Genomic DNA, 26,437 nt, shown 5'->3' on the forward strand with positions numbered 1-26,437 from the left:
TTATCATAAACACAAGATGTATAGGTATGAACTACATCTTGCTGATAATACCTAATTGTGTACCCTCGATAAAATTCACAATATTCTGAATTTCAATGCTATCGGGCACTTGTTCCTTCACTTGAAGCACTGCATCGAACACGCTTGTCTGCCCATGGAACACCAGTCGATAAGCATTAGCAATATGCTTCTGTATCTTTTCGTCGACACCATCTTGGGTCAACATCACATCGTTGATACCCGTATAAGACACCGGACGACCACCTGCTATAATATAAGGTGGTATATCTTTGGAGAAAGTAGTGCCGGCTTGAATCATCGCACGGTCGCCTACGCGGGTCTTACTATTCTCAATGACGCTGCTTGAGAAGATTACTCCGTTCCCGATTTCGCAATCTCCGGCTATCTTGGTACCGTATCCGAACACACACTGATTACCCACCTTGGTGTCATGAGAGATATGGGTTCCTTCCATCAGGAAGTTATCATTACCTATCACCGTGGTACATCCGCGGTGTGTGGCACGGTTGATAACCACGTTCTCACGAATAATATTATTGTCGCCGATGATGAGTCGAGAATACTCCCCGGTAAATTCAAAATCCTGAGGGAGCGCACCTAACACCGTGCACTGATGTACCTTGTTGTGGCTACCCATGCGAGTACCGTTGAGAATGCTCACAAATGGGAAGATTACACAGTTGTCGCCAATCTCCACATCGTCCTCGATGAAAACGAAAGGATATATAGTACAGTTGTCTCCTATCTTTGCTTTGGGAGAAACTTCTGCTTTAGGACTTATTTGACTTGCCATCTTTTCTTGTTTTAAAATTCGACAATTACTTGGCTCCACCGCCCAGTGCATAATATAGATTAACCACAGCCTGCATCTTGGAGAAGTCGTCTTGCACCTTGGAAAGTTCTGCATTGAGCAGGCTCTGCTGGGCACTAATGACCTCCAAATAGGTGCTGTTGGATTGCGACATCAACAGTTTGGTATCGACAACGTTCTGCTTCAGCGTAGCCACCTGCTTTTCCTCGATACGGCTTTTAGACGCCGAAGCGTTGTAAAGTATCAGGGCGTTACTCACTTCACTGCCCGCACTCAAAAGCGACTGTTGCCATGTGTTGTAGGCAGCTTGGTACTGGTCTTTCGCTACACGGAGTCCGGCAATGAGTTGTCCACGCTGGAAAATAGGCTGTACAAGACTACCTACCGCACTCAACAAGAACTTACCGGGATTCACGATACCCATGCCACCACTGTTGGTAAAGGCACCTGTGGGCGAAATTGTGAGGTTGGGATAGAAGCGACTACGCGCATTCTCCACACCATAGAAGCACTGTGCCAAATTCATCTCGGCAGCATGAACATCTGCGCGATTGTTCAATAGTTGGAGAGAGATACCTGTTGAAAAGTTGTCGGGAAGGCTCTGATCTGCCAATTTACCACGGACAATGGTCTGAGCCGGCTGACCTAGCAAGAGAGAAAGCGAGTTCTCGGCCTCACGAATATTACGTAGAAGGTCGGCCTTCTGTGCCATGACAGAGTAGTAACTGGCTTCGGCACTCTGTACTCCGGTAGAACGTACGCGGCCAAGTTCCTTCTGTATCTTCATCACATCCCATGTATCTTTGGTCAACTTCTCCATGTTGGTGATGATATTCACTTCTTCGTCGAGCATCAACAGGGTGTAATAAAGGTTGGCAATATTGGCTATCAGCTTGGTCTTCACCGCCACTTGATAGTCTTTAGTGCCTATCAAAGCCATCTGCGCACTACGCTTGGATGACAACAAATTGCCAAAGAGATCGACTGTCCAACTGGCTGAAATGGGTAACGAATAGGTCTTCGTAGCCTTATTTCCATCCCATGAAGCGATAGTTCCATTGGGAGCAAAGGTGAAAGAAGGCAAGAATGCCAACTTTGCAGCCTTGAGTTGAGCCTCAGCCATATCAACATTGAGGGCAGCATTGAGCAAATTGGTGTTGTTAGTCAACCCTTTTTCGATGAGAACACGCAACTGTGGGTCGGTAAACACACTGCGCCAAGGCAGATTACCAAAGCTCGCCGTGTCGCGAACTGCCAACGTATCGGTGACGGAAACAGTGTCCCTCACCAGTCCCTGCGTGTTGATAACAGGTCGTTCGTATTTTCCGTATAGGCTCTTACAGCCTGTCAAAGACACGACTGCAAGGCCTAATATGATTAAACTCTTTATTTTCATCATTTACTTTTCTTCTACTTTATATTCAATAGGGCGTCGAGCATATTGCTGCAACTCAGTAGCAACTTCGGGATTGTTCTCGTCTTCGAAGACAATAGGCTTGAACTTCTCTTGCAAATATTCAAAGATAACGAACAAAGCCGGTACTACAAAGATCTGAATCATCATACCAATGAGCATACCACCAACGGCTGCTGCACCTAGAGTCTGGTTACCATTCTTGCCTACACCGCTTGCAAACATCATCGGTAACAGACCAATGACCATGGCAAAACCGGTCATCAAGATAGGACGAAGACGCGAAGAAGCACCCAAAATAGCGGCATACTTGATAGCCATACCGGTACGACGACGCTGCAAAGCGAACTCTACTATCAAGATAGCGTTCTTAGCTAGCAGACCAATAAGCATAATCAGCGAAATCTGCATGTAGATATCGTTGCTGTGACCAAACAAGTTGGTGAAGATAAATGCACCTGCCAAACCGAAAGGTAACGACAAGATAACCGACAACGGAAGCAAATAACTCTCGTATTGAGCCGACAAAATCAAGTAAACGAACACAATACACAGCACAAAGATGATGGCTGTGGTATTGCTAGACTCCTGCTCCGAACGGGTCAAACCGGAGAAATCGTAACCGTAACCGGTCGGTAAATTCTGCTGAGCAACTTCTTGTACGGCCTTGATAGCATCTCCTGAAGAATAACCATCGGCCGGTGTTGCATTGATATTGATACTTGTAAACAGGTTGAAACGGTTCACATTAGACGGTCCATAGACACGCTTCAGTGTGCAATATTCACTGATAGGAGCCATTCCGGCAGCCGTACGTACATAGATATTCGTTAAGTCTCCGGGGCGCATACGGCTTGCAACGTCACCTTGGATCATCACGCGGAAGAGCTTACCATAGCTGTTAAAGTTAGAAGCATAGAGTCCGCCGTAGTATCCTTGCAACGTAGAAAGAACCACTCTTGGACTGATTCCGCTCTGTTTACATTTGGCTACGTCCACATCTACCATATATTGTGGGTAGTTAGGATTGTACGATGTCATCGCATTTGAAATCTCCGGACGCTTGTTCAGTTCCTTTAAGAAGTCCTGAGTAACGCTGAAGAACTTGTTCAAATCGCCACCCGTCTTATCCTGCATAGAGAATGTTAGACCGTTGGTAGCCGAAAAACCGGGAATCATAGGAGGTCCAAAAGCTAGAATCTGCGCTCCTTTGATAGAGGCAATCTGCTTGTATATCATACCAAGGACAGACGTATTAGCCATTGGATTGACGAAGAATCGCATGATACCATCACCCTGCCACAAGCCGGAGAGTTTATAGAAGAATCCGCTGGGGCGCTCGTCGAAAGGCTTCAACTTGATAATAAAGGTGGCTTGGTCGGAACCTTGACCGGCAATAAAGTTATAACCGACGATTTGTTCACGGCTTTGGATAGCTGGATTGCTTGCCAACATGGCATCCACACGGTCGGTAACCTTCTGCGTTTCGGCCTGACTGGTAGCAGGAGGAAGCGAGATGGTGACGAACAATGTACCTGTATCTTCATCCGGAACAAGCCCGGTCTTGGTCACACCCATTGAGATGACCAACAATACAATACCCACAACAACGGTAGATATTGTCACAATACGATGACCAATGATATTCTCTACGCCCTTACGATACTTCACGAGCATCTTGTCAAAGGCTGTATTGAAAGCAGTATGAAAACGGTCTATGCGACTCATCTTGCGCTCATGGCCGTCTTTGTCGTGCGGTTTCAAGAACATAGCACAAAGAGCCGGAGACAGCGTCAAGGCATTAATAGCCGAGATAACGATACTTACAGCCATCGTAACACCAAACTCTCGATAGAATGTACCGCTCGTTCCGCTGATGAACGACACCGGAACGAACACCGAAGCCATAACAAGCGTAATAGAAATAATAGCACCTGAAATCTCATTCATGGCGTCAATAGAAGCCGTCTTTGCACTCTTATAACCCAAATCTAGCTTGGCATGCACCGCTTCCACCACCACTATGGCGTCGTCCACTACAATAGCGATGGCCAAAAGTAGCGCAGATAACGTAAGCAAGTTGATGGAGAAACCGAATATCCAAAGGAAAAGGAAGGTACCAATCAATGATACCGGCACGGCAATCAACGGAATCAACGTCGAACGGAAGTCTTGTAAGAAGATGTAAACCACGAAGAACACCAGCACGAAGGTGATAATTAATGTCATTACAACTTCTTCGATAGAGGCATAGAGAAACTCTGTTACATCATAGTCTATCTTGTATTCCAGTCCGGGAGGGAAGTTTTTGGCTTGTTCTTCAAGCACCTGCTTCACACCTTTGGCAATATCATTAGCGTTAGAACCGGCTATCTGCTGTACCATACCCATCACAGAGGGCTGGTTGTTGTTCTTCTGTCCAACAGCATAATTTAGTCCGCCAAGCTCTATCTTAGCCACATCGCGCAGGTGAAGTGTCTGTCCTGTCGACGAATTACTGATGAGAATATTGCCATATTCGGTCGGTGTCTTCAATCTACCTTTATAGCGCATCACGTATTCGAAGCTGGCATTGCTCTGCTCACCAAACTTACCGGGAGCGGCTTCGATATTCTGTTCGGCCAAAGATGCAGCTATATCAGATGGTATCAAACCATACTGTTTCATCTTATCAGGCTGCAACCAAATACGCATAGAGTAGGTCTTGGTACTGAAAGTCTGCACATCGCCCACCCCGGATACACGCTTCAAGGCCGGAATAATATTAATGTTGTTATAGTTGGTCACGAATTTGGCGTCGTAATGACCATCTTCTGTCGTGATACTATACATGATGACGTTACTCGTCTGACGCTTTGAAGTAGTCACACCCACCTGTGTTACCTCGGCAGGTAGCAACGCTTGCGCCTGCTGTACACGGTTCTGTACATTCACGGCAGCCATGTTCGGGTCGGTACCTTGTTTGAAGTACACCGTAATCATGGCCATACCATCATTCGTTGCCGACGATGTCATGTAGGTCATGTTCTCTACTCCGTTGATACTTTCCTCCAAAGGAGTGACCACGGAGTTCAATACCGTCTGCGCATCTGCACCCGTATAAACCGTCGATACGGATATAGTAGGTGGCGCAATGTCCGGATACTGCTCAACAGGTAGCGATATTAAGCCTATCAATCCCAACAAAACGAGGAAGACTGATACCACCGTTGACAGTACAGGACGTTCAATAAATCTTGAAAATGTCATAATAAACAGTTATTTTCAACAATCTTTTTCTCTACTTTTTACCCTTCATGGTATCAATAAAACCCTTTGCCGAGCCTTGATTGGCTGCCATCTTGGTTGCCTTTTCTAGGTTTGCTTCATACTGAGCTTCGGATATTGGCTCTATCTTCATACCGTCGGTCAACGACGTCAAACCCTTGGTTACGATGCGGTCGCCCACCTTCAAACCGGTCAAAACCACATAATTACGCCCATCATTCTGTGGATCGACAGTGATTTCCGTATACTTCACCTTACCGTCTGAGCCTACCGTATAAACAAATACTTTATCTTGTATCTCCGTAGTTGCACTTTGTGGTATCACAATAGCATTACTATGAATGTTTGGAACAATGATAGAACCGGCGCCACCACTCTTCAATACATGGTCGGGATTGTCGAAACGAGCGATCATAGAAAGCGAACCGGTACTTTGATCAATCACTCCGCTCACTTTCGTCACCTTTCCCGGACGGTCGTAGATAGTTCCGTCGGCCAGCTGTAGCTTCACTGCCGGGTAGTCACTAATAGCAGCATGCACGCCACCGGCCTTCTTTGAGAGCTCCAACATATCCTTTTCGGTCATCGAGAAGTATACTTCCATGGTACTCGTATTAGACACTGTGGTCAACGCATCGGGGCTGGATGCACTTACCAATGCACCTACTTTATAAGGAATATCGCCTACTACACCGTTAGCCGGGCTCTTCACATAGCAGTAACTCAGCATCTCTCTAGCCGAAGCCAAGGATGCCTCGGCCTGTGCCAAAGACGCATGTGCACTCTCATAGGAGTTCTTTGCCGACTGCAACTCATACGAACCGATGACATTGCTACTAAAAAGTTTCTGGCTATTGTCGTAAGTCAACTTAGCCGTATTCATCCCTGAGCGAGCTGTATTCACAGCAGCTTGAGCCTGACGGACAGCTGCTTGATAGGTCTCATTGTCTATAACAAACAACAATTGACCGGCTTTTACAGCCTGACCTTGTTGTACACAAACCTTCGTAATGAATCCCGAAACCTTTGGACGTATCTCCACATCCTGCACACCTTTGATAGTTGCTGGATAAGTAGTTTGCATCTCTGCACTCTGAGAACCAATGGTTACTACCGGATAATGGTTATCGGTTGGCAACTGATTGCGCTTGTTGCCACATGAAGCTATCAAGAGCCCAACGGCTCCGACAAACAAATAAGTCTTAATCTTCATACCTTAAATACTATATATAATTATTATTTCTATCTCATATCATGTAGTCTGACGCGCAACATGCCTCTATCAGCTATCTTATGACGTATTAATCTAAAAACTTATATCGCTATAAAAGTTTGGCGACACAAAAGTACAAATTCTTTGCAAACTTTAGTCTGCAATCAGGTTTTATTTAACAAAGATTATAAGGGAAACTTATATTCTGAATACGATCAAACGGTCAGTCCCATAGAGGCAGCCTTCTTACGCAGCAACTCCAACAAAGGCTCACGCTCGTTAGGCACCTTATTGTCCAGTACAGCGTCTTTCAACGCTTGCTTCAATGCCCCAACTTCTCGCGAAGGACGCAGATGGAACATCTCCATAATCTCGTTACCATCTATCACCGGTTGCAACAATCGCTTGTAATCACGCTCCTGTAAGTCGACCAACTTCTCACGTACAATACGGAAATTGTCGAGGAATCGCTGCTTGCGCTGCTGGTTTTTGCTCGTAATATCAGCTTCACAAAGGGTCATCAGCGAGTCTATATCGTCTCCGGCATCGTTCATCAAGCGACGTACAGCACTGTCGGTCACCTCGTCATCGGCTATGGCTATGGGGCGCATGTGCAAGTCTACCATCTTTTCTACGAACTTCATCTTCGCATCCATCGGCAATTTCATTCGACGAAAAATGGTAGGTATCATCTTCGCTCCTATATAATTATGGTTATGGAACGTCCATCCGGCCACGTTATCCCATCGTTTACTGCGCGGTTTACCTACGTCATGGAATAGCGCCGACCACCGTAACCACAGGTTATCAGTATGTTTACAGATATTATCGAGCACTTCCAACGTGTGATAGAAATTGTTCTTATGAGCACGACCATTGCGTACATCCACCACATCCATGGCTGCTAATTCTGGCAAAATAAGCTTCAACAGTCCGCAACGATGCAAGTCGACGAAGCCTTTACTGGGCGTCTTCGTCATCATGATTTTGTTCATCTCATCAGCAATGCGTTCACCGCTGATAATCTTAATGCGATCGGCATTGCGCTCCAACGCCTCAAACGTCTCATCTTCGATAAAAAAATTAAGCTGTGTGGCGAATCGAATACAGCGCATCATGCGCAAGGGGTCATCCGAAAACGTAATATCCGGGTCGAGCGGCGTGCGGATTATGCCATCTTCCATATCCAAAAGTCCATCGAAAGGATCTACCAATTCGCCAAATCTATCAGCATTCAGACACACGGCCATAGCATTGATGGTGAAGTCGCGACGGTTCTGATCGTCTTCCAACGTACCGTCCTCCACCACCGGTTTGCGCGAGTCGTGGCTATAACTTTCCTTTCGTGCCCCCACAAACTCCACTTCCATGTCGCGGAATTTTACCTGTGCCGTACCGAAATTACGGAACACCGAGAGATGAGCTTTCCTGCCCAACTGCTTCTTCAAGGCGTCAGCCACCTGTATACCACTGCCCACGACCACCACATCAATATCATTTGATGGGCGCTCTAAAAACAAATCGCGCACGTATCCGCCCACCACATAACACTCCATGTGGAGAGAATCGGCTGCTAACGAAATTTGATGGAATATATCTTGATCGAGTAATTGAGCCAAATCGGCATCAGTAAGATTCCTCATTCTTATATTTTAGTCTTATTGGGATGCAAAGTTACTATTTTTTTTCTAATTCATCTAACTTTCTACCCATCTCTTCTCGGCCGTAAGCAATGATTTCCTCGGCCTTGTCATAATCGAATAAACTGTAGCGGCACATGGGTAATTGGACATACAAATCGGGCGGCGTGAGTCGCAAAGCCATCTGAGTATTATTCTGAATCGTCAGCCGTGCCACCCGCAAAGCCATATTAAAATAGTTCTCAGAGAATTTTATCTTATTGAAAGGAAAGTGCGAACGGATTGCAAATTCTAAAGAACTATGCCGTTCGCACTGCGGTTTTAGATAACAAACATACGGTTCATCATCGGGCGCACTGACGTTAACAGCCACTAATAAATCACCCTCTTGGCGCATCACGCGGTCGAGCGGCAACGTATTATGTACACTGCCATCTACCAATACACGCTCTCCATCTATCACCGGACTAAAGAATCCGGGAATGGAAATAGATGCACGGATAGCTTGGAGCAGCGAGCCTTCGTTAAAAACCATTTCTCGTCCCGACACTATATCGCTTGCCACACAACAGAACTTAATCGGTAAATCTTCTATTTTACGATCGCCTACCAACGCTTCCAACGCCATCATCAGTTTCTCACCGGTCGCCACATGATCCAACCCCAGCGAGATACCCATGAGCGAAAGGATACGTCTGCGATCCAAGTTGGTAAGTTCTTGTCGCAGAGCATCCAACTGTCCGGCCGCCCAAAGACCACCTATAAGTGCCCCTATCGATGTTCCTGCTATTGATGTAATGGTATATCCGCGACTCACCAACTCGTCTATTGCTCCAATATGAGCCAATCCACGAGCTCCACCACCCGATAAGACCAATGCCACTCGGCGCTCGTCGGACCGGCACGAGAACCATTTCCTTATACGATTCAATATCTTCATGCTAGTAGTCCTTCCTGTTTCATCATTACAAAAATAATGAAAAAGATGCTTGATACCGCCTTTTTACAGCTAATAATACATAAAAGGGAGGTAAGGAACTGGGATTTCACATATCCAAATTTCCGATAATTACCGCCAAGCACACATACAGGTAGCTACACATAAGCATTGTAGGGACGCGACATGTCGCGTCCGCAGCCAAATAACACCAATGTTTACACCCCACCATTATCCACATCTCATCTCGAAATCATATCAAAATAGAATTTCATCATTGTCTACTTGTCAACGCATCATTTTGTCTACTACCCAACTGCAAGAGCAAGGCAACAATGCTGCCAAGCCGTTTCAGCATCGCTGAGTCATCCCAACAGCGATGCTGACTCAACTTAGCAGCAATCCAAGAGCATTCCCATTACCAGTCGAATCCTTCCTCATAAGCATCGAAAAGATGCTCCGTATCGAGTCGATAACGTTTAAACACCTCCATAACAGCATTTTGGGCAGATGGAGAAATTAGTTTTTCACCCTTTCGGCAATAATAGAATTGCCGGTAGGAAGAGAAGCAATCCATTACCGCTCTACGCACTTCGGGATAGATTTTTCGAGGTACATTGTCGAAAATGTGCAACATACCACGAGCCAACTGTTGCTTCTGCGCCGAGCGATAATACGTGCATGGCGTTCCACTTAAGCCATCGGCAAGTGCATAGGGATTTAACATGTGCATGTAAGTTTGCTTCTCATCCACGTTCGCAGCAAACATCTTGCTCCGCAGGCAAGACGCGCTCAAGGCGCATTTGCCCTCGGTGAGCATGCAAACAACATAGTCTGCCGGTCTTTGATTTGTTGTAGTTTTCATATCATTTGTTTATTAGTCGATGCAAAGTTAACCTCTTTGCACACCTATTGCAACCCCTTGCTGCATACAATGTGCGATACATGAAAGAGACGTTTTGAATATTAAATCACACCATATATCGTTTTTACAAATAATAAATTTATCTTTGCAAAGAAAGAACATATACACTTGAAAGCCGCAATATCATGGATTGGAAGAAAAAAGCCATAACATTATTAGAAGACAGTTTATATCCTATTCCAACGGAATTGAATGAACTTGATTGGAAATGCGCTTTGTCTACAAAAACAGAAAGACTTGCTGAACACCTTTGTGCTTTCTCTAATTACAAAGGAGGAGGGATATTGGTATTTGGAATCAATAATGATGGAAGTTTTACGCCACTCACTAAAACAGATATTGACAACATTATCCAGAAATTAGGAAATATTGCACACAACAATCTGTCATCGTCTATTAGTATAGAACATGCAGTCTTAACTTATCAAGAACACTCTATGCTATTCATTTATATCCCTGAGCAATCAGATAAGCCCATCCACAAAAAGGGGTCAAATATGTTTGATGCATATACACGTTCAGCAGGTTCAACCATCAAGATGTCGAGGTCACAAATCAAATCCCTCATAGCAGACTCACAAGGAACTCCGTTTGAGAAAAGACATGCAAAGCAAAATCTGACAGTAAAGCAAGTCCTCACCCTGCTCAACTATAGGAAATTGTATCAGATTTTGGACAAAACAATCCCAAACAACACGCAGATTGTGATGGAATTACTTGTAACCTTAGGGTATTGTACAGAATCTCTAGACGCAGGAAAGTGGGATATCACTAATCTTGGAGCTTTGCTATTCGCCAATGATATAAAAGACTTTGAAGAGCTTAGTAGCCATTCGGTAATTGTGAGGATATACGAGGGCAATAACAATTTAAAACTACTTCATGAGCAAATCGGAACATATGGATATGCTATTGGCTTCGATGGATTAATTGACTATGTAATGAAGCACTCCTCCACAGAGAACATAAAAGTGGCTCGAATACTGCAACCGACATATCCACTGATAGCCATTAGGGAGTTTATTGCCAATGCGTTGGTCCATCAAGATTTCTCTATACCGGGCATGGCTGTAACTATTGAAATATTTAAAGACAGAATTGTAATAACAAATCCGGGGTCCCCACTTGGAGATATTAATCGATTAATAGATATGCCTCCACTATCCCGAAATGAACAACTCGCCCAAGCGATGTTCTTCCTGAGATATTGCGAGCGTCGCGGAAGTGGTATAGACCGTGCCGTTGAAGCCATAGAACAGATGCTTCTACCTGCTGTTAAATTCACAAAAAACGCACTATACACACGCATATTCCTCTATCCTAGAAAGAGAATATCAGATATGACCAAGCAAGAGAAGGTTATGGCGTGCTATCAGCATGCCTGTCTCTCATACGAATCAAACAATCCTATCAACAACTTATCAGTAAGAGAAAGATTTGGATTGGATAAGAATAAATCTGCCGTAGCATCACGTATCATATCAGATACATTAGAAGCGCACTTGATAAAAGTATCAGACGAAAGTATAACTTCTAAAAAATATGCCACATATGTTCCATATTATGTTTAAGTTCTTATTTGCAAAACAAATCAAATAACACCATAATCTACTGATTATCAGAGTATTCTTATTTGCAAAGTAAATCATATCAGTACTTTTACACACAAGAATCGAGTCCTACTATCTCACATTTTGGATATATTTCTAATATTTATTATCTTTGCCAATAACATCATTCAACGAAAATCAACGTCTCACAATGGACATAGAAGAAGCACGATTGGTCGCGCTACAACACAAAGGAGTGACAGAAGAATTGTTTGCCGAACGATGGATTTCGTTCCGCATCGAGGGTAAATGGTTCATGCTGATAGAACTGGATACACCCGAACCACGCATTGCCGTTAAACTAAAGCCGGAACACGGACAGGAGTTGCGCGAACAATACGATGGTGTCAAACCGGTGTATCACATGAACAAGAAACATTGGAACGACCTCTATCTAGACCTATTACCCCCCGAATTGGTGACCGATTGTATCGCCGAATCTTACCAATTGGTAGTTCATTCGCTACCCAAAAAGATAAGAATGGAACTAGAGAAAAATTAGCGCGTAGGCGAATAGATTACATTATCAAGTGCGCACGTACCCTCCTGATTGGTCAAGACAAAGGTAAACATCCACTTAGCAAGGCGAGTGGCAGAAGTAGCCTCAAATCCGTTATTGGGCAACTTGATGAGTATCTTGTTCCAACCCTTGTTGAGCAAAATGCCAATAGGCTTCCGAGCACTGAAATTCTCATTGAGTAACGGACGTTCATTCGTACGTCCGGTGTAGGTATTCTGCCATGTAGGTGGGATTATCTCCGCATCGTTCACCCAAATACGACTCTCTCTATAATCCCATTTACCCTGTCGTGGCGCTACATCAGCCTCACTACGACCGTAATTGTAGAACTCTATCTGTGCACCAGCCATCTGCTTCACGGGCGAATAAACATAGGTATAGGCGTACGCGGTAGTATTGGATTGCGGATGTTCAAAGAATCCGGGCACCGTCTTCTCTCCCCAATAATGTCGCAAAAACACCGTAGCGCCCAGCGCAGAATGCGTACCATAAACCTTTCCTTGATAAGTATAAGAAGATTTCAGTTCTTCGGTCTCCGGTGGAAACTTCATTGTTAAATCACCATTATTAGGAAAAGCGTCGGTAATAAGCCATTTCACGTTAGTTTGTTTCACATAGTTGATAGGCTTACCTTGTAGAAAATGCGCCTTATGATAAAGGAACCGACGTTCCCAATCGAAGAAATCGGTGTCGGCAACAGACAGTCTTACCCCTTTGTTTGTGAAATAACCTTTTCCTCCACCAAGCCATCCACGCTCGGCAGCAGCCAACATAGAGGCATAAAAATTGTTCTGCGTAATGATAGATTCATAGCTAGGCATCAGCCTATCGTTCCACATCCCCATGATAACACCGGCATACTGTGCACTCCCCTCCCGTTGTTCGGCAATAGTAGAACCATAAAGCAAGGCTAAATCGGCATACGTATCGAAGTGATTAATGTAGTGATAACGAGAGTCAATGGCCGGTACGCCGGGAGTAGGTCGGCCTCGCCCACTCCACATCTGTGTCATATTGAGCACCGACTTATCCCCCACACCGGGACTCCATGCCATTACTTTGCGACCAAGCGACTTGAGATGGGCTACGATTTCACTTACAAAGGTGTTCAAATCCAATGCATGTTGCCCGGCCAGAGGCTTATCGGCAACACGATATTCGTCTGTTCCTATGTGCATCCATGGGGTACCACTGAAAGTCTCGGAAGCCTCTGTTAGCAGATTCTTCAATTCATTCAGTCCCTCCACCGTGACCATACTATGCCCCATAGCACGACGAAAGGCCTCGCTATGACCGGGCATATCAAGTTCGGGAATAACCGTGATACCATAAGAAGATGCCAAGGTAACAAGTTCACGAACTTGTGCCTTGGTATAATATTGACCGGGAAACCGCGTAAAACTAGAATCGGCATTCAACTGAGGATAAATATCGCTCTGCAATCGCCAACCTTGATTATCGGTGAGATGCCACTGGAATACGTTCACTTTGTAGCGAGCCAAGGCCACAACCTCTTCTTTAAGTCGCTCGAAAGGGATATAACTGCGCCCGATATCATGCATGTAACCCCGCACTCGAAAGGCAGCCCAGTCTGTAATATCGCAACCGGCTATAGACCCACGACGTCCTTCGGCCAACTGACGGAGCGTCTGTGCTGCACGCAAAGCACCCAAACGAGTCGCAGCCTCTATCATTATCGTATTCAGATTGACCGTCAAATGATAAGCTTCTTCTTGGAATCGAGCACCACGAACCGATGCGACCATCCGCACAACAATGGTAGCATGAGCCTTAGCAACAACCTTTCCACCACCTTCAACGACCAACTCGGACAACTCTGCTGCCACACGCGGTCCACCAACGATAGCCACACTATCGGGCATCACGATGGATATAGAGCGATGAAGCGAGAATTGTCCCCTCACCCTTTGCAGTGAATGAGGGGTTGGCATGAGATGGATGATGTCGGCAGAAACCGACAACGGCAAGAATATTGTAAGCAATAGCAACTTCAAGAAAATTCGATGTATCAGGTATTTCATGACAACTCATTTGGATTAGACGGTCACAAAGTTAAAGAAAAATGAGAAAATGGAAAAGTATAGTAGGCTTTTTTGCTATTGAAAGAAAAATGCGTATATTTGTCATCTAACTAATAGACCGGAGATGAAGAAGCAACTCAATATACTATTGATTATCACAATATGGTTGGTTTCGTGTGCACCAACCGAAGATGAAAAGGCGGCTGCGCTGGTACAGTCGATAGATTCCCTGTATGCACAAGGTAAGTATGCCGATGTACTCGACTCCATTGAGTCGTTACGCAGAACTTATCCTATGGCTATTGAGTCGCGCAAACATGCTCTCAAAGTTTGGCAAGAAGCTTCATTGAAGCTTGCCCAAACCGAAATCGCCCAAACCGACTCAGCCCTACAAGCCACCATTGCCCTCGTCCAAACCTCTGCTACCATTGCCGAACGCAACAAATTAGGCGTCAAGCGTGATTCACTACAAGCCCGCTACGAAGCTATGTGCGGTGTCGTACGAATGATTCGGATAAAACAAAGGGCTGAGAAATAGAAACTTTCAAGGAAGTTATTGGAAACAACCGAAGCAATCCGAAATTATCAGAAGTCCCTAATCAGAACCATTTGATTGAACATGTACACACCACCGTTCACCATCACAGCAAAGATAGTCAACCAAATAGCTGACATATCAGCCCAAATTGAGCGATATGCCATTAGGCTGGAGCAAAACGATAGCCTACATTTGCGTAAGGCAAATCGTATAAAGATAATTCACAGTTCGCTAGCTATTGAGGGCAACACCCTTTCAGAGAACGAAGTAAAAGACATTGTTGAGGGTAAAACGGTGGTGGCTCCCCTCCGACAAATACAAGAAGTGAAGAACGCTTTGGCTACATATGAGTTACTTGATCAATTAAATCCATTCGAAGTCAATGATTTGTTACGTACTCACAGCACGATGATGATGGCATAGACTGATGATGCTGGACACTTCCGACGAGGCTGTGTAGGAGTTTTTTTCAGAACAGGGCGTTGTGTACATTGCCCCACCTGCCGATAGAGTTCCATACCTAATAAACGATCTTTTTGCTTGGTTAAAAACCGCTCAAGACCATCTACTCATCCGTTCCTGCGTATTTCACTACGAATTTGAGTTTATCCATCCTTTTAGTGATGGCAATGGACGAACTGGTAGATTGTGGCAATCGCTCATACTATCAAAATCACATCCCCTCTTTGCTCATCTACCTGTGGAGAATATCGTTTATTCCAACCAAGAACAGTACTATAAAGCTATAGCAACAGCCAATGATAATGCCAACAGCACACCTTTCATTGAATTTATGCTTGATGAAATCTTGAAAACATTAAAGTCTCATCAAGGACAACCTATTGATAAGAGTAGGGAACAAAGAAAATACATCAACGAGGAATTTGAAGCTAGATTTGGCAAAAAGTTCGGTGTAAAGTTCGGTGTAAAGTTCGGTGTAAACGAAAAACAGACGCTTCTTCTCATTGCCAAAAACTCTATATTAACAAGTTCGGAAATAGCCCAACAAATAGGAATAAGCCAACGTGCTATAGAGAAACATCTACAAAAATTCCGTCAACTCGGCATCATTGAACACGTAGGTAGTGACAAAACCGGACGATGGAAAGTCAAATCCATAGAATAACAAAACCATCTCTTGCACTAAACGCAATAAGAAAACACCCCCATCTACCAACTTTCAACAGGCTATAACATAATCAACTCTTCTTGACTCCCAAACTTTCTCACTTGAAAGTTTGACACCTTATATATTAATTATTTGCTTTTCTCGGTGGAATTCATTAAATTTGCAGGCGAAAATTTTAGGATTCATGAGTCATTCCAACACGGAAGAACAGTTCAAGAACATCATGCGCGAATGCCGCACACTGTTCGAAAAGAAGCTACATGACTATGGAGCTTCATGGCGTATATTGCGTCCATCCTCTCTCACCGACCAACTTTTTATCAAAGCCAAGCGCATTCGCTCGCTTGAAATCAAGAAAGAATCACGCGTAGGCGATGGTATCAGGACGGAATTTGTGGCACTTATCAACTATGGTATCATCGGTTTAATACAGTTGGAAAAAGGATTTGCCGATTCCATTGATATGACACCAACAGACGCTTTGGCTCTCTATGACCGACATGCAGAGGAAGCTTTGAATCTCATGTTGAAGAAGAACCACGACTACGACGAAGCTTGGAGAGACATGCGCACTAGCAGTTACACCGACTTCATACTGACAAAGATAGAACGTGTCAAAGAGATTGAGGACATAGGAGGCGAAACTCTCGTGTCGGAAGGTATTGATGCCAACTACATGGACATCATCAATTACGCTGTATTTGGAGCCATCAAATTAGCGGAATAAGCAGAAGAAGTGGACAGACTGAAAACCATCCTCACCAACCTATGTAGATTGCTGCTTGCATTTACATTTATCTTTTCGGGTTATGTGAAAGCCATTGACCCCATCGGCACCCAATATAAGATACAAGATTACCTAAGTGCGATAGGATTGGTGGACGTATTGCCAGACTGGTTGACACTCTTCACATCGGTAGGATTAGCGGCATTGGAGTTCTCATTGGGCATTTTCATGCTGTTCGCTATTCGTCGTCGCGTCATCTCTAAGATTGTTATACTGTTCATGAGTATCATGACAGTTATTACAATATGGATAGTTGTGACCGACCCGATAAAAGATTGCGGTTGCTTCGGCGACGCCATCATCCTGTCGAACACACAAACATTGCTCAAAAATATAGTGCTGTTGGCTGCAGCCATCATTATAGCGATATGGCCATTGCGCCAAATGCGATTCATCTCGAAGAGCAATCAGTGGATTGTCATCAACTATACGGTGCTGTTTATTATTATCTCAAGTGGGTATAGTCTTTACGATTTACCCCAATTCGACTTCCGCCCTTATCATGTAGGAGCTAACATTCTGAAAGGAATGGAGATTCCGCAAGGAGCCAAGCAACCGAAATTTGAGACAACATTCCTGCTTCAGAAGAATGGAAAGACGCGTGAGTTCACACTTGACAACTATCCTGATTCAACGTGGACGTTCGTGGATAGCAAAACGGTACAAACAGAGAAAGGCTATATTCCACCCATCCACGACTTCTCCATCCAGCTCAATAGCACGGGCGAAGATATTACCCGACAGGTTCTTACCAACAAAGGTTACACCTTCCTACTTATATCTCCCCATTTGGAAGTGGCTGACGATGGGAATTTCGGAGACATAAATCAGGTTTACGAATATGCTCAAAACTATGGTATACCATTCTATGGACTGACCGCAAGCGACAGTATAGCCATCAGCCATTGGGAAGATATGACCGGAGCTGAGTATCCGTTCTGTACTACAGACGAAACTACGTTGAAAACCATCATCCGTAGTAATCCGGGATTGGTACTTATTAAGGATGGTACTATCATCCGAAAGTGGAGCCACAACAGGCTGCCTAAGGATGAGGAACTGAAGAAACCACTCGCTCAAACCGAAATTGGCAAGATGTCGGACAATACGATTGCCGGTGACATATTGAAGATCATACTCTGTTTTGTGCTGCCACTGACACTCTTGACCTTGGCCGATCGCCTTTGGGCTTGGAGTAGATGGGTGAGAACAAAAGAACTGAAAGAAAAGAAACATATTGTTCAACTCTTTAATAAAAAGAATAGTAAAATGAGAAAGAAAATTGTAGCAGGCAACTGGAAAATGAACATGAACCTGCAAGACGGCGTAGCCTTGGCTAAAGAACTCAACGAAGCTTTGGCAGCAGACAAGCCAAACTGTGATGTTGTTATCTGTACTCCATTTATCCACTTGGCTACCGTAGCCGGCATTTTGGACAGCAATACCATCGGACTTGGTGCAGAAAACTGCGCTGACAAGGAAAAGGGAGCTTTCACTGGTGAGGTTTCTGCTGAGATGGTAAAGAGTACCGGTGCTCAATATGTAATCCTTGGCCACTCTGAGCGTCGTCAATATTACAATGAAACTCCGGAGATCTTGAAGGAGAAAGTATTGTTGGCACTGAAGAACGGTTTGAAGGTTATCTTCTGTATCGGTGAGACTTTGGAAGAGCGCGAAGCTAATAAGCAGAACGAAGTAGTAAAGGCTGAACTCGAAGGTTCTGTATTCAACTTGTCAGAAGAAGAATTTAAGAACATCATCATTGCTTATGAGCCAATTTGGGCTATCGGTACCGGCAAGACAGCTACATCAGATCAGGCTGAAGAAATCCACGCATTCATCCGCTCAGCAGTCGCTGCTAAATACGGAGAGAAGATTGCCGACGAGACTTCTATCCTCTATGGTGGCAGCTGCAAGGCTAGCAATGCACCAGAACTATTCGCTAAACCCGACATTGATGGTGGTTTGATTGGTGGCGCAGCATTGAAATGCGCTGACTTCAAAGGCATTATTGACGCTTGGAAGAAATAAGAAATAAATAATTGAAGAATGGAAGGAGAAGACTCTTTCCTAACAGAAAGAGTCTTTCTCCGCCTTTCTTTCCCTATTTAAATCGACATGATTAGAAATAAATTCGTCGCTCTATTGATATTGGTCATGTGTCCGTTTGCGACCATCAGCGCCCAAACATTCCTCGAACAACTACAAAAGAAAGTTCCAGGACAAGGCACCGTGTCTGTCAAACAAAGTAAGGAGATAGACGAATTGGTGAATGGTAGCAAGACTCAACAGAATGGTACCAAGCCACAAATAGATCCTAAGACCAAGGAAACGAAGCCCACCGAGCACCCTACCCCTACCACCGAACAACATAACGGTGACTCTACCAAGCGCGAACCAGCTCACAAAGAGGCTACACCGACAACTCAAAAGACTGCTGTTAATCCTCAAAAGACAACAGAAGAGGGTTATGATGAAACAGAAACACCGACCGTAGACTTACGTAAGAAAGTAATGGTGAGAAGTTATAAGGTGAATGGGTACAGGGTACAAGCATTCTCCGGAGGTAACTCCAGAGCCGACAAACAACGCGCTCAACAAATAGGTAACGCCATCAAAATGGCTTATCCAGACCAACCGGTCTATGTACATTTCTACTCACCACGATGGATTTGCCGCATCGGTAACTATCGAAGCATGCAAGAAGCAGTCCAAATGTTGCAGAATCTTCGCAAGATGGGCTACAAGCAAGCAACCATTGTACGTGGTAAGATTACCGTACAAGACTAACATTACAATAGAATATACCGGCTATAAGCCACTCTATCATATACGAAACAAATAGAATGAATCCTGAAATTGAATTTCGTGAGGGACTGGAAGAACTCGCATCACACTACCAAGCTATACTGAAACTCCTTGGCGAAGACACCGAACGCGAGGGATTAGAGAAGACTCCTATGCGCGTGGCAAAGGCCATGCAAGTACTCACGAGAGGCTATTCGCAAGATCCACACAAGGTATTAACTGACGCTCTTTTTGCAGAGAAGTACAACCAAATGGTCATTGTGAAGGACATTGATTTCTTTTCTATGTGCGAACATCATATGCTTCCATTCTATGGGAAAGTGCATGTTGCTTATATTCCCGATGGATATATTACTGGACTTAGCAAGATTGCACGTGTCGTAGACATCTTTAGTCATCGCTTACAAGTGCAAGAACGCTTGACACAACAGATTAAAGACTGCATCCAAAACACCCTGCATCCACTCGGAGTGATGGTCGTCATCGAGGCCAAACACATGTGTATGCAAATGCGCGGTGTCGAAAAGCAAAACTCAATTACGACTACCAGCGATTTCAGCGGGGCTTTCAATCAGGCTAAGACGCGCGAGGAATTTATGAATTTATTGCGTGGAGAATCTAAGAGAATTTAACAATTCCACATGCAAGATTCTCCTTTTCATATCGTTTTATACACATAACGAATTAAAAAACTTATCACATGAAAAATTTTAAAAGTTTATTTACCTTGATGTGCTGTGCTCTTTTGGCAACAGCTTCTTTTACTTCTTGTTTGGGTTCTGATAACAATGACGATTCCAACAATTACAAAAAACTCACTCCTACAGAGAAAACCACAATGATAACTGCCTTATCTGGCAATTATAAAGGAAAAGTGTATTCTTACAAAAACATCTCTGAGAGCAAGCCGGATTCTATGGATATCATGATAAGAGCAGCAATTGATTCTACCATTATTATCCCCAACATCCCTACAAAAGCCATCAGCAAGTATATTACAAGCGACGATCGCGAACTTGTAAATCAAGCAAAGACTTTCACAATTAAGGCCAATGTACGTACACCAGCAACTTATTCTACCCAATTCTTTAATAAAGGATATTATCAATTTATAATAATTCCGACTACTACCACATTCTCTGCCGGTTCAAAGAATGTAACTATTGAGTACGCCAACCAATTAACTTTCAAACAAGTTGTTTTATATCCGATATGCGAATCTTTCCAAAATCAATTCGGATGTACACTTCTTATCAAGAGCATCAAAGTTGGCAATAGCACCTACGACGTCAATTTACCATTGCGATTCAAAGGCAAGAAATAAAATATAACATGCTGAAATTCATCTCATGGAATGTAAATGGGCTACGTGCCTGTGTAGGTAAGAACTTTGAAGCCGACTTCAAAGCACTTGATGCCGACTTCTTTTGCTTGCAAGAAACAAAGATGCAAGCCGGTCAGCTAGACTTACAATTCGAGGGATATGAATCGTATTGGAACTATGCCGACAAGAAAGGATACTCCGGTACGGCCATCTATACCAAGCATAAGCCACTCAATGTGGCTTATGGCATGGGTATCGACGAACACGACCACGAAGGGCGCGTCATCACACTAGAGTATGCCGACTTCTTCTTAGTTACCGTTTATACCCCCAACTCACAAGACGAGCTACGCCGTTTAGATTATCGCATGCAGTGGGAGGACGAATTTTCAAAGTATCTACAGGCACTCGACGCACGTAAACCCGTTATTGTTTGTGGTGATATGAATGTAGCTCACGAAGAGATAGACCTCAAAAATCCTAAGACCAATCATCGTAATGCAGGCTTCACCGACGAAGAACGCGAGAAGATGACAGCCTTATTGGCCAAAGGATTCATCGATACTTTCCGCACACTCTATCCTGAACAAATCACTTACAGTTGGTGGTCGTATCGTTTCAAAGCTCGCGAACGCAACACAGGGTGGCGTATTGACTATTTCCTTGCATCCGAACGGTTGCGCGACCGTATCTCAGATGCCAAAATACATACCGACATCTTTGGTTCCGATCACTGTCCCGTAGAGCTCGTTCTCAACGATTAAGTAATACAAACAAGCAATATCCATTCTTTGATATATACAAAAAGACAAAGGAGTCCGCTTCTCACGAAGCAGACTCCTTTTTTAGTATTATAATAGAGACTTTTATATTTATTTATAAGAGAGATTTTATTTCATTCAAAGAGCGCTTTTCCATCGTTCCGTCTTGGCGAGTTACAGTGAAGTAACTGTGCTTTGAAACACCATCAGCAAACTCTACTACGGCAATACTACCATCGCGCATCTGCAATGTGAAGTATCCTTCGCGCTTACCATTTACAAACTTTCCATGCCACTTTTCATTACCGTTCTTATAATAAGTGGTAACTTCACCGTTCAGTACGGTATTCTTATCGTTGCCAAGATCTATAAAGCTATAACCACCCTCAGCCTTCAATGTTCCGTTCATATAGAAGTCTTGGAACACTTCTTGTTTTTTCAAGCCCGTTCCGGCAGTCATCAACAAACGATAATAACTAGCTTGTTCGCTACTTGTAACGTGCAACATATTCTCCGCATAGAAAATAGTATCGGCTACAACTGTAGCATTTTCAATATGCTTACGGCCAAAACTAGAGATGGCCATCATTACCATTGCGGTTATCAAAAGGGTACGTTTCATAAGTCAAAAGTTTAATAGGTCTCGATTTTTCTATTGCAAATATATACAAGAAATATCATTTAAGCTTTTGATTTTAACACTATTTTGCACAAAAATCAACCCTCTTTTTTAACTGAAATATTTCCCTATGCTTTCAGTTTAAAACTTTTAGTTTTTCAAGATTATACTTACAGTTTGTAAAGCCATATTACACAAACCACCCCTTAAAACACCTTCTAACTTACAATATGACACTTTTACGCTCCTAAAACATGTTTTTTACACTCATCAAGTACCTACCCTACCTATCTTTTCGATACTTCTTGTTTCAATTTTCATCCAAAATATATCATTGAGTCATCAATCTTACTGGAAGTACGTACTCTGTGCGAACATTTTGCCCATCTTTCTGAGCAGATTTCCAACCATACATTTGACGTAAACTCTCTATAAGTGCTCTATCTACCGAGGGCGAAGAAGGACTTACGATAGCCAGATGAGACAAGCTACCATCGCATTCTACCACGAATCTAGCCACTACCCTACCACACTTTCCCTCCAACTTTCCACGCTCAGGTATTACAAATTGCGTTGAAAAATAGTCCAAAAGGTCTGCTTTACCATTTTTATATGTGGGTTGCACATCGGGCTGCTTACAAATCGTAAGTGAATCATCTATTCCGTCGTTAAATTCCAAATTATCGACAAGAGCGACTGGCTGAGTCGTAGCTTTCATCATTTTCTTCACTCGACGTTTCATCGCCCCGCGCAAAACCTCATAGGGAATATCACTCAAAAAACTATCAGCACCATTATTATAGAACACTTCGAACACAGCCGAATGCTCGCCACTCAGTGCCGGCCCCAGCACCGATGAAGCCTCGATCTCACCTTGAAGCGAAGTCCGAGCGCCATGCGACAGATATCGCAACAGTGTTGAATAGTTATAAGAATCGTTCATCAATGCGCCCAAATCCATCATATCACTCTCTTCCATCACCTCGTGTGCAGTCATATCGTAAGTAATGAAGCGAATCCTACTTTCAGCTTTCTGCGATGAGAGTGCCTCTGGCTGACAATCATATTCTACACGGAACGAGATAAAACGTTCGGGTGAGAAACCTAGCTGTTGCACTTTACAACGCACATAACAAAATTTCCGGTCATCGGGAAGCGAATCCAACTGCCCTACTACCGGCTGCCCTAATCGATTCAGGAAAGCCTTTCTGCTCTGTTCTACGCTTCCTGCATATTGTCCAAAAGCTATCCTGCAAAGTTTGGCTTGCAACGAATCGGCTCGCTCACCATTGAGCAAACGCGGCCATTCCAATTCCATATCCACCACGTTCATCTCTTGTCCATGTCTAAGAAACATGTGTTGGCGATCGTAACTTATCAAATATCGGGTAGCAGAGTTTTGAGAGAATGTGGCAACTGCGAATAAAAGTAGCCCACACACCATGGCAATTCGCTTCATTTATCTATCTATTTCCAAGTTATTTATCCAGTTCCATATTACCCGTAAAGCCTATCCTGTCGCGTTGACGGGCATAAGCCATTATCGACGCGCTGCCATTGTCAAACACTGACAACACATATTGCAATTGGTCTTCCTTATTATCCGTATCAATCACAATCTCTTTCAGCCCCCTTTTCACCTCTCGTTCGGTATATCCCACAATCTGAGCTACAAAGTTAAGTCCCTTCCCTCCACCATAAGGTATGTTGTAAGCACGCCCAAAATAAGGCAGATAAGAATGAAGCGTATCCCCCTTGACCGTTAAGCTATATCCGAAATCCAATCGGCGACTCGGTCCCACGGCCGGCTGCATATAGTCCACCGTAATGGTATAATGGCGATCGTTCAAAGCCTGTTCCACCTGCTGTGCCGTGCGCTGTCGCAACACCACCTTCTCTTCCGCAGTCCTTGGCGTACCGCACGAAACCAACAACATCGCCACAAAGGTCATCAAATATAATTTCTTCATCATACGTATATCATTTTAAATTTAACAATTTGTAGGTCTTCCGTGACTCCATAAGGACAAATTAAGCACATCCATACGTATCATTCTCACATCTATACCCACTCCCACAAAGATATATATTAATGTTTATAACAACAAAAAATCGCCTCGATCTTTACATCTGATAAAACAATAAAAATTAAAAACAATGTGGCACTATATATATCACCCAGCAGCCAATAATTACTTAACCTTTAACTTCATCGACTTTCATTTACAAGCACTTCACCTCTCACTCCACTATTCTTCACTCTCAAACTACTGCTATGGCTCCGCAACATCCTTGCTTCGGCTCTACAACATCGCTGCCTAGTTCATGCAACAAGCTTGAAAAGCCCCTGCAACACACTTAGAGTGAAGAGTTAGGAGTGGAAAGTGGGGATTTACAACTTTCATTATGATATGAAATATATAGCAAAAAACTGATGAGCAAGCTGATAGTGGGAAGTTAATTGCAAGATTTACAAGTAAGAATGAATACAGTTGATAACCATAATTTGATTGCGAACACAATATGTAATACTCCTACAGATTCTTATTAAGGGTAAGCTGTTATGACCTAGGAATGAAAAATTAGGAAGATAAAAAAGAAAAAGGGACTGTCAGACAGTCCCTTTTTACTTAAAATGAAGTCGGGATTACTGGACTCGAACCAGCGACCTCGCGCCCCCCAGACGTGTGCGCTACCAACTGCGCTAAATCCCGAACTCTTATTTGTGACTGCAAAGGTATGAATTAGTATAGACATCTGCAAATTTACACGCCACTTTTTCTATGCTTTTTTGATTTCAGCCACCGACTTCCACTATGCCAACACGAAAAAGCTGCGGTTTATTTTGTGTTTCATGGTTTTTCGTTTACCTTTGTATTTACATTATATATAAATAGGTAGATGAAGAATAATATATTTTTATGGCTATGTTCAGGACTTCTTTTATTGGCCTCTTGTACCAAGGACGACGTCGTGACAACCCCTAAAACCGGTGAGCCGACAACCACCAAACAAGACGACGACAAAGCAACCATCACAGATACTTATACATATCAACTGCCCATTATCTTCCACGTGTTTTATCAAGACGCTACCAACATGACGCAACATGTGAAGGCCGAGCGATTGAAGACAATGGTGGGCTATCTCAATGAATTATATAAGGGCGGTGTTTACGGTTCGAGTAGTGCCGTCAACGTAAATTTCCAACTGGCTCAGAAAGACGAGAAAGGCAACTTACTCAGTACCCCCGGTGTGGAATATATCCAATGGACAGGCGAGTATCCCATCGACTTCCAGAAGTTTATGTCGGCTAAAAGTAACGTACAATATCTGTGGGAACCGAACGATTACATCAATATCATGGTCTATCCATTCAAGACCGACGACGGCGAACAAAAGAGCGGAACACTCGGTATCAGCCATCTGCCCCTCATGCCAAAGGCTCTGACCGACTCGCTGGAGGGCTTGAGTCGCGTGGACTATACGTCGTTGAGCAAGAAAAATCTTAGTTATCCCTTCTGTACATCTATCAATAGCGATTATATCTACGACGAATCCACGCGCTATACGGCTGCCGACAAGGGCGCCAAAGGGTATCAATTTTCATCGGTAGACGTCAATGTGACGCTAGCACACGAACTAGGTCACTACTTGGGACTACACCATGTGTTCACCGAAAACGACACAGCGACATTAGATAGTTGCGCCGATACCGACTATTGCAAAGACACTCCAAGCTACAACCGAGTGGAATACGAGAAACAATTGAAGGACTATTTAGCCACACTCAATGGCCAACAGTTCGACCTTTATAAGATGTTGGAACGCCAACCGTGTACAGGTGCACCGTTCCGAGCATCTAATTTCATGGACTACGATTTGAATCTAGGCTTTCAATTCACCGACAATCAGGTGAAACGCATGCGCACCGTGCTCTACTACGGATTACTGATTCCCGGCCCCAAAAAGCCATTAAACAAGGTTCGGGGCATCATTGCACCCCCTGAGGGCGTCGTCAATCTGCCTATGAAACTTCGTAAATAATCCGAAAGAATCATATCCTAACAC

21 protein-coding genes, 1 tRNA gene and 1 pseudogene are annotated in these 26,437 nt (G+C 43.8%); 11 read left to right on the forward strand and 12 right to left on the reverse strand.

All coding sequences use genetic code 11. From position 1 onward, the window contains the following. Positions 1-31: 31 nt before the first annotated feature. The 7 genes from lpxA to HMPREF0671_RS11745 all read right to left on the reverse strand — a co-directional run bounded on the left by lpxA (position 32) and on the right by HMPREF0671_RS11745 (position 10,168). Complete coding sequence (gene lpxA, locus HMPREF0671_RS03210; RefSeq protein ID WP_036896680.1) at positions 32-814, reverse strand: acyl-ACP--UDP-N-acetylglucosamine O-acyltransferase; 783 nt, start codon at positions 812-814, stop codon at positions 32-34. A 25-nt stretch (positions 815-839) separates the two neighbouring features. Further along, the gene (locus HMPREF0671_RS03215; protein WP_036896730.1) at positions 840-2,228 is read right to left on the reverse strand and encodes an efflux transporter outer membrane subunit; all 1,389 of its coding nucleotides are present in this window, start codon (positions 2,226-2,228) and stop codon (positions 840-842) included. A gap of 3 nt (positions 2,229-2,231) precedes the next feature. Beyond that, entirely contained in the window at positions 2,232-5,495 is a 3,264-nt protein-coding gene (locus HMPREF0671_RS03220) for an efflux RND transporter permease subunit (protein ID WP_036896681.1), read from the reverse strand. A gap of 31 nt (positions 5,496-5,526) precedes the next feature. Beyond that, a complete protein-coding gene (locus HMPREF0671_RS03225; RefSeq protein ID WP_036896682.1) occupies positions 5,527-6,726 on the reverse strand; it encodes an efflux RND transporter periplasmic adaptor subunit in 1,200 nt (399 codons plus the stop codon). Between the two features lie 215 nt (positions 6,727-6,941). Continuing rightward, positions 6,942-8,369 (reverse strand): CCA tRNA nucleotidyltransferase, encoded by a 1,428-nt coding sequence (locus HMPREF0671_RS03230; RefSeq protein ID WP_036896683.1) that lies wholly within the window; start codon positions 8,367-8,369, stop codon positions 6,942-6,944. A 34-nt stretch (positions 8,370-8,403) separates the two neighbouring features. Beyond that, positions 8,404-9,306 (reverse strand): patatin-like phospholipase family protein, encoded by a 903-nt coding sequence (locus HMPREF0671_RS03235; RefSeq protein WP_036896684.1) that lies wholly within the window; start codon positions 9,304-9,306, stop codon positions 8,404-8,406. 415 nt (positions 9,307-9,721) lie between these two features. Next, positions 9,722-10,168 carry a DUF6078 family protein gene (locus HMPREF0671_RS11745; protein WP_052052802.1) on the reverse strand — a complete coding sequence of 149 codons (447 nt, stop codon included), beginning with the start codon at positions 10,166-10,168 and terminating at the stop codon, positions 9,722-9,724. Positions 10,169-10,353: 185 nt separating this feature from the next. On the opposite strand from HMPREF0671_RS11745, the gene HMPREF0671_RS03245 reads away from it, so the two are divergent. After that, the gene (locus HMPREF0671_RS03245; RefSeq protein ID WP_036896685.1) at positions 10,354-11,799 is read left to right on the forward strand and encodes an ATP-binding protein; all 1,446 of its coding nucleotides are present in this window, start codon (positions 10,354-10,356) and stop codon (positions 11,797-11,799) included. 190 nt (positions 11,800-11,989) lie between these two features. Continuing rightward, positions 11,990-12,340 carry an MmcQ/YjbR family DNA-binding protein gene (locus HMPREF0671_RS03250; RefSeq protein WP_036896732.1) on the forward strand — a complete coding sequence of 117 codons (351 nt, stop codon included), beginning with the start codon at positions 11,990-11,992 and terminating at the stop codon, positions 12,338-12,340. Here the strand turns inward: HMPREF0671_RS03250 and HMPREF0671_RS03255 are convergent. After that, entirely contained in the window at positions 12,337-14,400 is a 2,064-nt protein-coding gene (locus HMPREF0671_RS03255; protein ID WP_036896686.1) for a family 20 glycosylhydrolase, read from the reverse strand. The two genes, HMPREF0671_RS03250 and HMPREF0671_RS03255, sit on opposite strands and share 4 nt — an antisense overlap. Before the next feature lie 124 nt (positions 14,401-14,524). On the opposite strand from HMPREF0671_RS03255, the gene HMPREF0671_RS03260 reads away from it, so the two are divergent. The 8 genes and pseudogenes from HMPREF0671_RS03260 (at position 14,525) to HMPREF0671_RS03295 (ending at position 21,750) form a co-directional block, all read left to right on the forward strand. Beyond that, positions 14,525-14,938 carry a hypothetical protein gene (locus HMPREF0671_RS03260; RefSeq protein WP_036896687.1) on the forward strand — a complete coding sequence of 138 codons (414 nt, stop codon included), beginning with the start codon at positions 14,525-14,527 and terminating at the stop codon, positions 14,936-14,938. 81 nt (positions 14,939-15,019) lie between these two features. Then, a pseudogene (locus HMPREF0671_RS03265) lies at positions 15,020-16,064 on the forward strand (Fic family protein). A 187-nt stretch (positions 16,065-16,251) separates the two neighbouring features. Beyond that, complete coding sequence (locus tag HMPREF0671_RS03270) at positions 16,252-16,794, forward strand: DUF1599 domain-containing protein (RefSeq protein ID WP_036896688.1); 543 nt, start codon at positions 16,252-16,254, stop codon at positions 16,792-16,794. A 9-nt stretch (positions 16,795-16,803) separates the two neighbouring features. Continuing rightward, a complete protein-coding gene (locus tag HMPREF0671_RS03275; protein WP_084589708.1) occupies positions 16,804-18,885 on the forward strand; it encodes a BT_3928 family protein in 2,082 nt (693 codons plus the stop codon). An 87-nt stretch (positions 18,886-18,972) separates the two neighbouring features. Further along, positions 18,973-19,644: an SPOR domain-containing protein gene (locus HMPREF0671_RS03280; protein WP_036896689.1), complete on the forward strand. Its 672-nt coding sequence runs from the start codon at positions 18,973-18,975 to the stop codon at positions 19,642-19,644. A 56-nt stretch (positions 19,645-19,700) separates the two neighbouring features. Further along, entirely contained in the window at positions 19,701-20,294 is a 594-nt protein-coding gene (gene folE, locus HMPREF0671_RS03285; protein ID WP_036896690.1) for a GTP cyclohydrolase I FolE, read from the forward strand. A 68-nt stretch (positions 20,295-20,362) separates the two neighbouring features. Beyond that, positions 20,363-20,986 (forward strand): DUF4840 domain-containing protein, encoded by a 624-nt coding sequence (locus HMPREF0671_RS03290; RefSeq protein ID WP_084589710.1) that lies wholly within the window; start codon positions 20,363-20,365, stop codon positions 20,984-20,986. A gap of 11 nt (positions 20,987-20,997) precedes the next feature. After that, positions 20,998-21,750, forward strand: a complete 753-nt coding sequence (locus HMPREF0671_RS03295) for an exodeoxyribonuclease III (protein WP_036896734.1) — start codon at positions 20,998-21,000, stop codon at positions 21,748-21,750. A 112-nt stretch (positions 21,751-21,862) separates the two neighbouring features. Here the strand turns inward: HMPREF0671_RS03295 and HMPREF0671_RS03300 are convergent, their stop codons facing one another. The 4 genes from HMPREF0671_RS03300 to HMPREF0671_RS03315 all read right to left on the reverse strand — a co-directional run bounded on the left by HMPREF0671_RS03300 (position 21,863) and on the right by HMPREF0671_RS03315 (position 25,080). Further along, the gene (locus HMPREF0671_RS03300; protein WP_036896692.1) at positions 21,863-22,369 is read right to left on the reverse strand and encodes a toxin-antitoxin system YwqK family antitoxin; all 507 of its coding nucleotides are present in this window, start codon (positions 22,367-22,369) and stop codon (positions 21,863-21,865) included. Positions 22,370-22,697: 328 nt separating this feature from the next. Continuing rightward, positions 22,698-23,825: an energy transducer TonB gene (locus HMPREF0671_RS03305; RefSeq protein WP_084589711.1), complete on the reverse strand. Its 1,128-nt coding sequence runs from the start codon at positions 23,823-23,825 to the stop codon at positions 22,698-22,700. 19 nt (positions 23,826-23,844) lie between these two features. Further along, positions 23,845-24,339, reverse strand: coding sequence for a DUF4251 domain-containing protein (locus HMPREF0671_RS03310; protein WP_052052805.1), 495 nt, complete (start codon positions 24,337-24,339; stop codon positions 23,845-23,847). A gap of 668 nt (positions 24,340-25,007) precedes the next feature. Further along, positions 25,008-25,080, reverse strand: a tRNA-Pro gene (locus HMPREF0671_RS03315). Positions 25,081-25,267: 187 nt separating this feature from the next. On the opposite strand from HMPREF0671_RS03315, the gene HMPREF0671_RS03320 reads away from it, so the two are divergent. Beyond that, complete coding sequence (locus tag HMPREF0671_RS03320; RefSeq protein ID WP_036896694.1) at positions 25,268-26,413, forward strand: zinc-dependent metalloproteinase lipoprotein; 1,146 nt, start codon at positions 25,268-25,270, stop codon at positions 26,411-26,413. Positions 26,414-26,437: the final 24 nt, after the last annotated feature.

The sequence above is a fragment of the Prevotella sp. S7 MS 2 genome (assembly GCF_000762865.1).
In the GTDB taxonomy this organism is placed as follows: Bacteria; Bacteroidota; Bacteroidia; order Bacteroidales; family Bacteroidaceae; genus Prevotella.

Coding starts and splice junctions, on each gene's coding strand:
- HMPREF0671_RS03245 (WP_036896685.1), top strand. CDS start 10,354: ATGGATTGGAAGAAAAAAGCCATAACATTATTAGAAGACAGTTTATAT.
- HMPREF0671_RS03255 (WP_036896686.1), bottom strand. CDS start 14,400: ATGAAATACCTGATACATCGAATTTTCTTGAAGTTGCTATTGCTTACA.
- HMPREF0671_RS03220 (WP_036896681.1), bottom strand. CDS start 5,495: ATGACATTTTCAAGATTTATTGAACGTCCTGTACTGTCAACGGTGGTA.
- lpxA (WP_036896680.1), bottom strand. CDS start 814: ATGGCAAGTCAAATAAGTCCTAAAGCAGAAGTTTCTCCCAAAGCAAAG.
- HMPREF0671_RS03310 (WP_052052805.1), bottom strand. CDS start 24,339: ATGATGAAGAAATTATATTTGATGACCTTTGTGGCGATGTTGTTGGTT.
- HMPREF0671_RS03290 (WP_084589710.1), top strand. CDS start 20,363: ATGAAAAATTTTAAAAGTTTATTTACCTTGATGTGCTGTGCTCTTTTG.
- folE (WP_036896690.1), top strand. CDS start 19,701: ATGAATCCTGAAATTGAATTTCGTGAGGGACTGGAAGAACTCGCATCA.
- HMPREF0671_RS03235 (WP_036896684.1), bottom strand. CDS start 9,306: ATGAAGATATTGAATCGTATAAGGAAATGGTTCTCGTGCCGGTCCGAC.
- HMPREF0671_RS03270 (WP_036896688.1), top strand. CDS start 16,252: ATGAGTCATTCCAACACGGAAGAACAGTTCAAGAACATCATGCGCGAA.
- HMPREF0671_RS03260 (WP_036896687.1), top strand. CDS start 14,525: ATGAAGAAGCAACTCAATATACTATTGATTATCACAATATGGTTGGTT.
- HMPREF0671_RS03305 (WP_084589711.1), bottom strand. CDS start 23,825: ATGAAGCGAATTGCCATGGTGTGTGGGCTACTTTTATTCGCAGTTGCC.
- HMPREF0671_RS03320 (WP_036896694.1), top strand. CDS start 25,268: ATGAAGAATAATATATTTTTATGGCTATGTTCAGGACTTCTTTTATTG.
- HMPREF0671_RS03230 (WP_036896683.1), bottom strand. CDS start 8,369: ATGAGGAATCTTACTGATGCCGATTTGGCTCAATTACTCGATCAAGAT.
- HMPREF0671_RS03280 (WP_036896689.1), top strand. CDS start 18,973: ATGATTAGAAATAAATTCGTCGCTCTATTGATATTGGTCATGTGTCCG.
- HMPREF0671_RS11745 (WP_052052802.1), bottom strand. CDS start 10,168: ATGAAAACTACAACAAATCAAAGACCGGCAGACTATGTTGTTTGCATG.
- HMPREF0671_RS03225 (WP_036896682.1), bottom strand. CDS start 6,726: ATGAAGATTAAGACTTATTTGTTTGTCGGAGCCGTTGGGCTCTTGATA.
- HMPREF0671_RS03215 (WP_036896730.1), bottom strand. CDS start 2,228: ATGAAAATAAAGAGTTTAATCATATTAGGCCTTGCAGTCGTGTCTTTG.
- HMPREF0671_RS03250 (WP_036896732.1), top strand. CDS start 11,990: ATGGACATAGAAGAAGCACGATTGGTCGCGCTACAACACAAAGGAGTG.
- HMPREF0671_RS03300 (WP_036896692.1), bottom strand. CDS start 22,369: ATGAAACGTACCCTTTTGATAACCGCAATGGTAATGATGGCCATCTCT.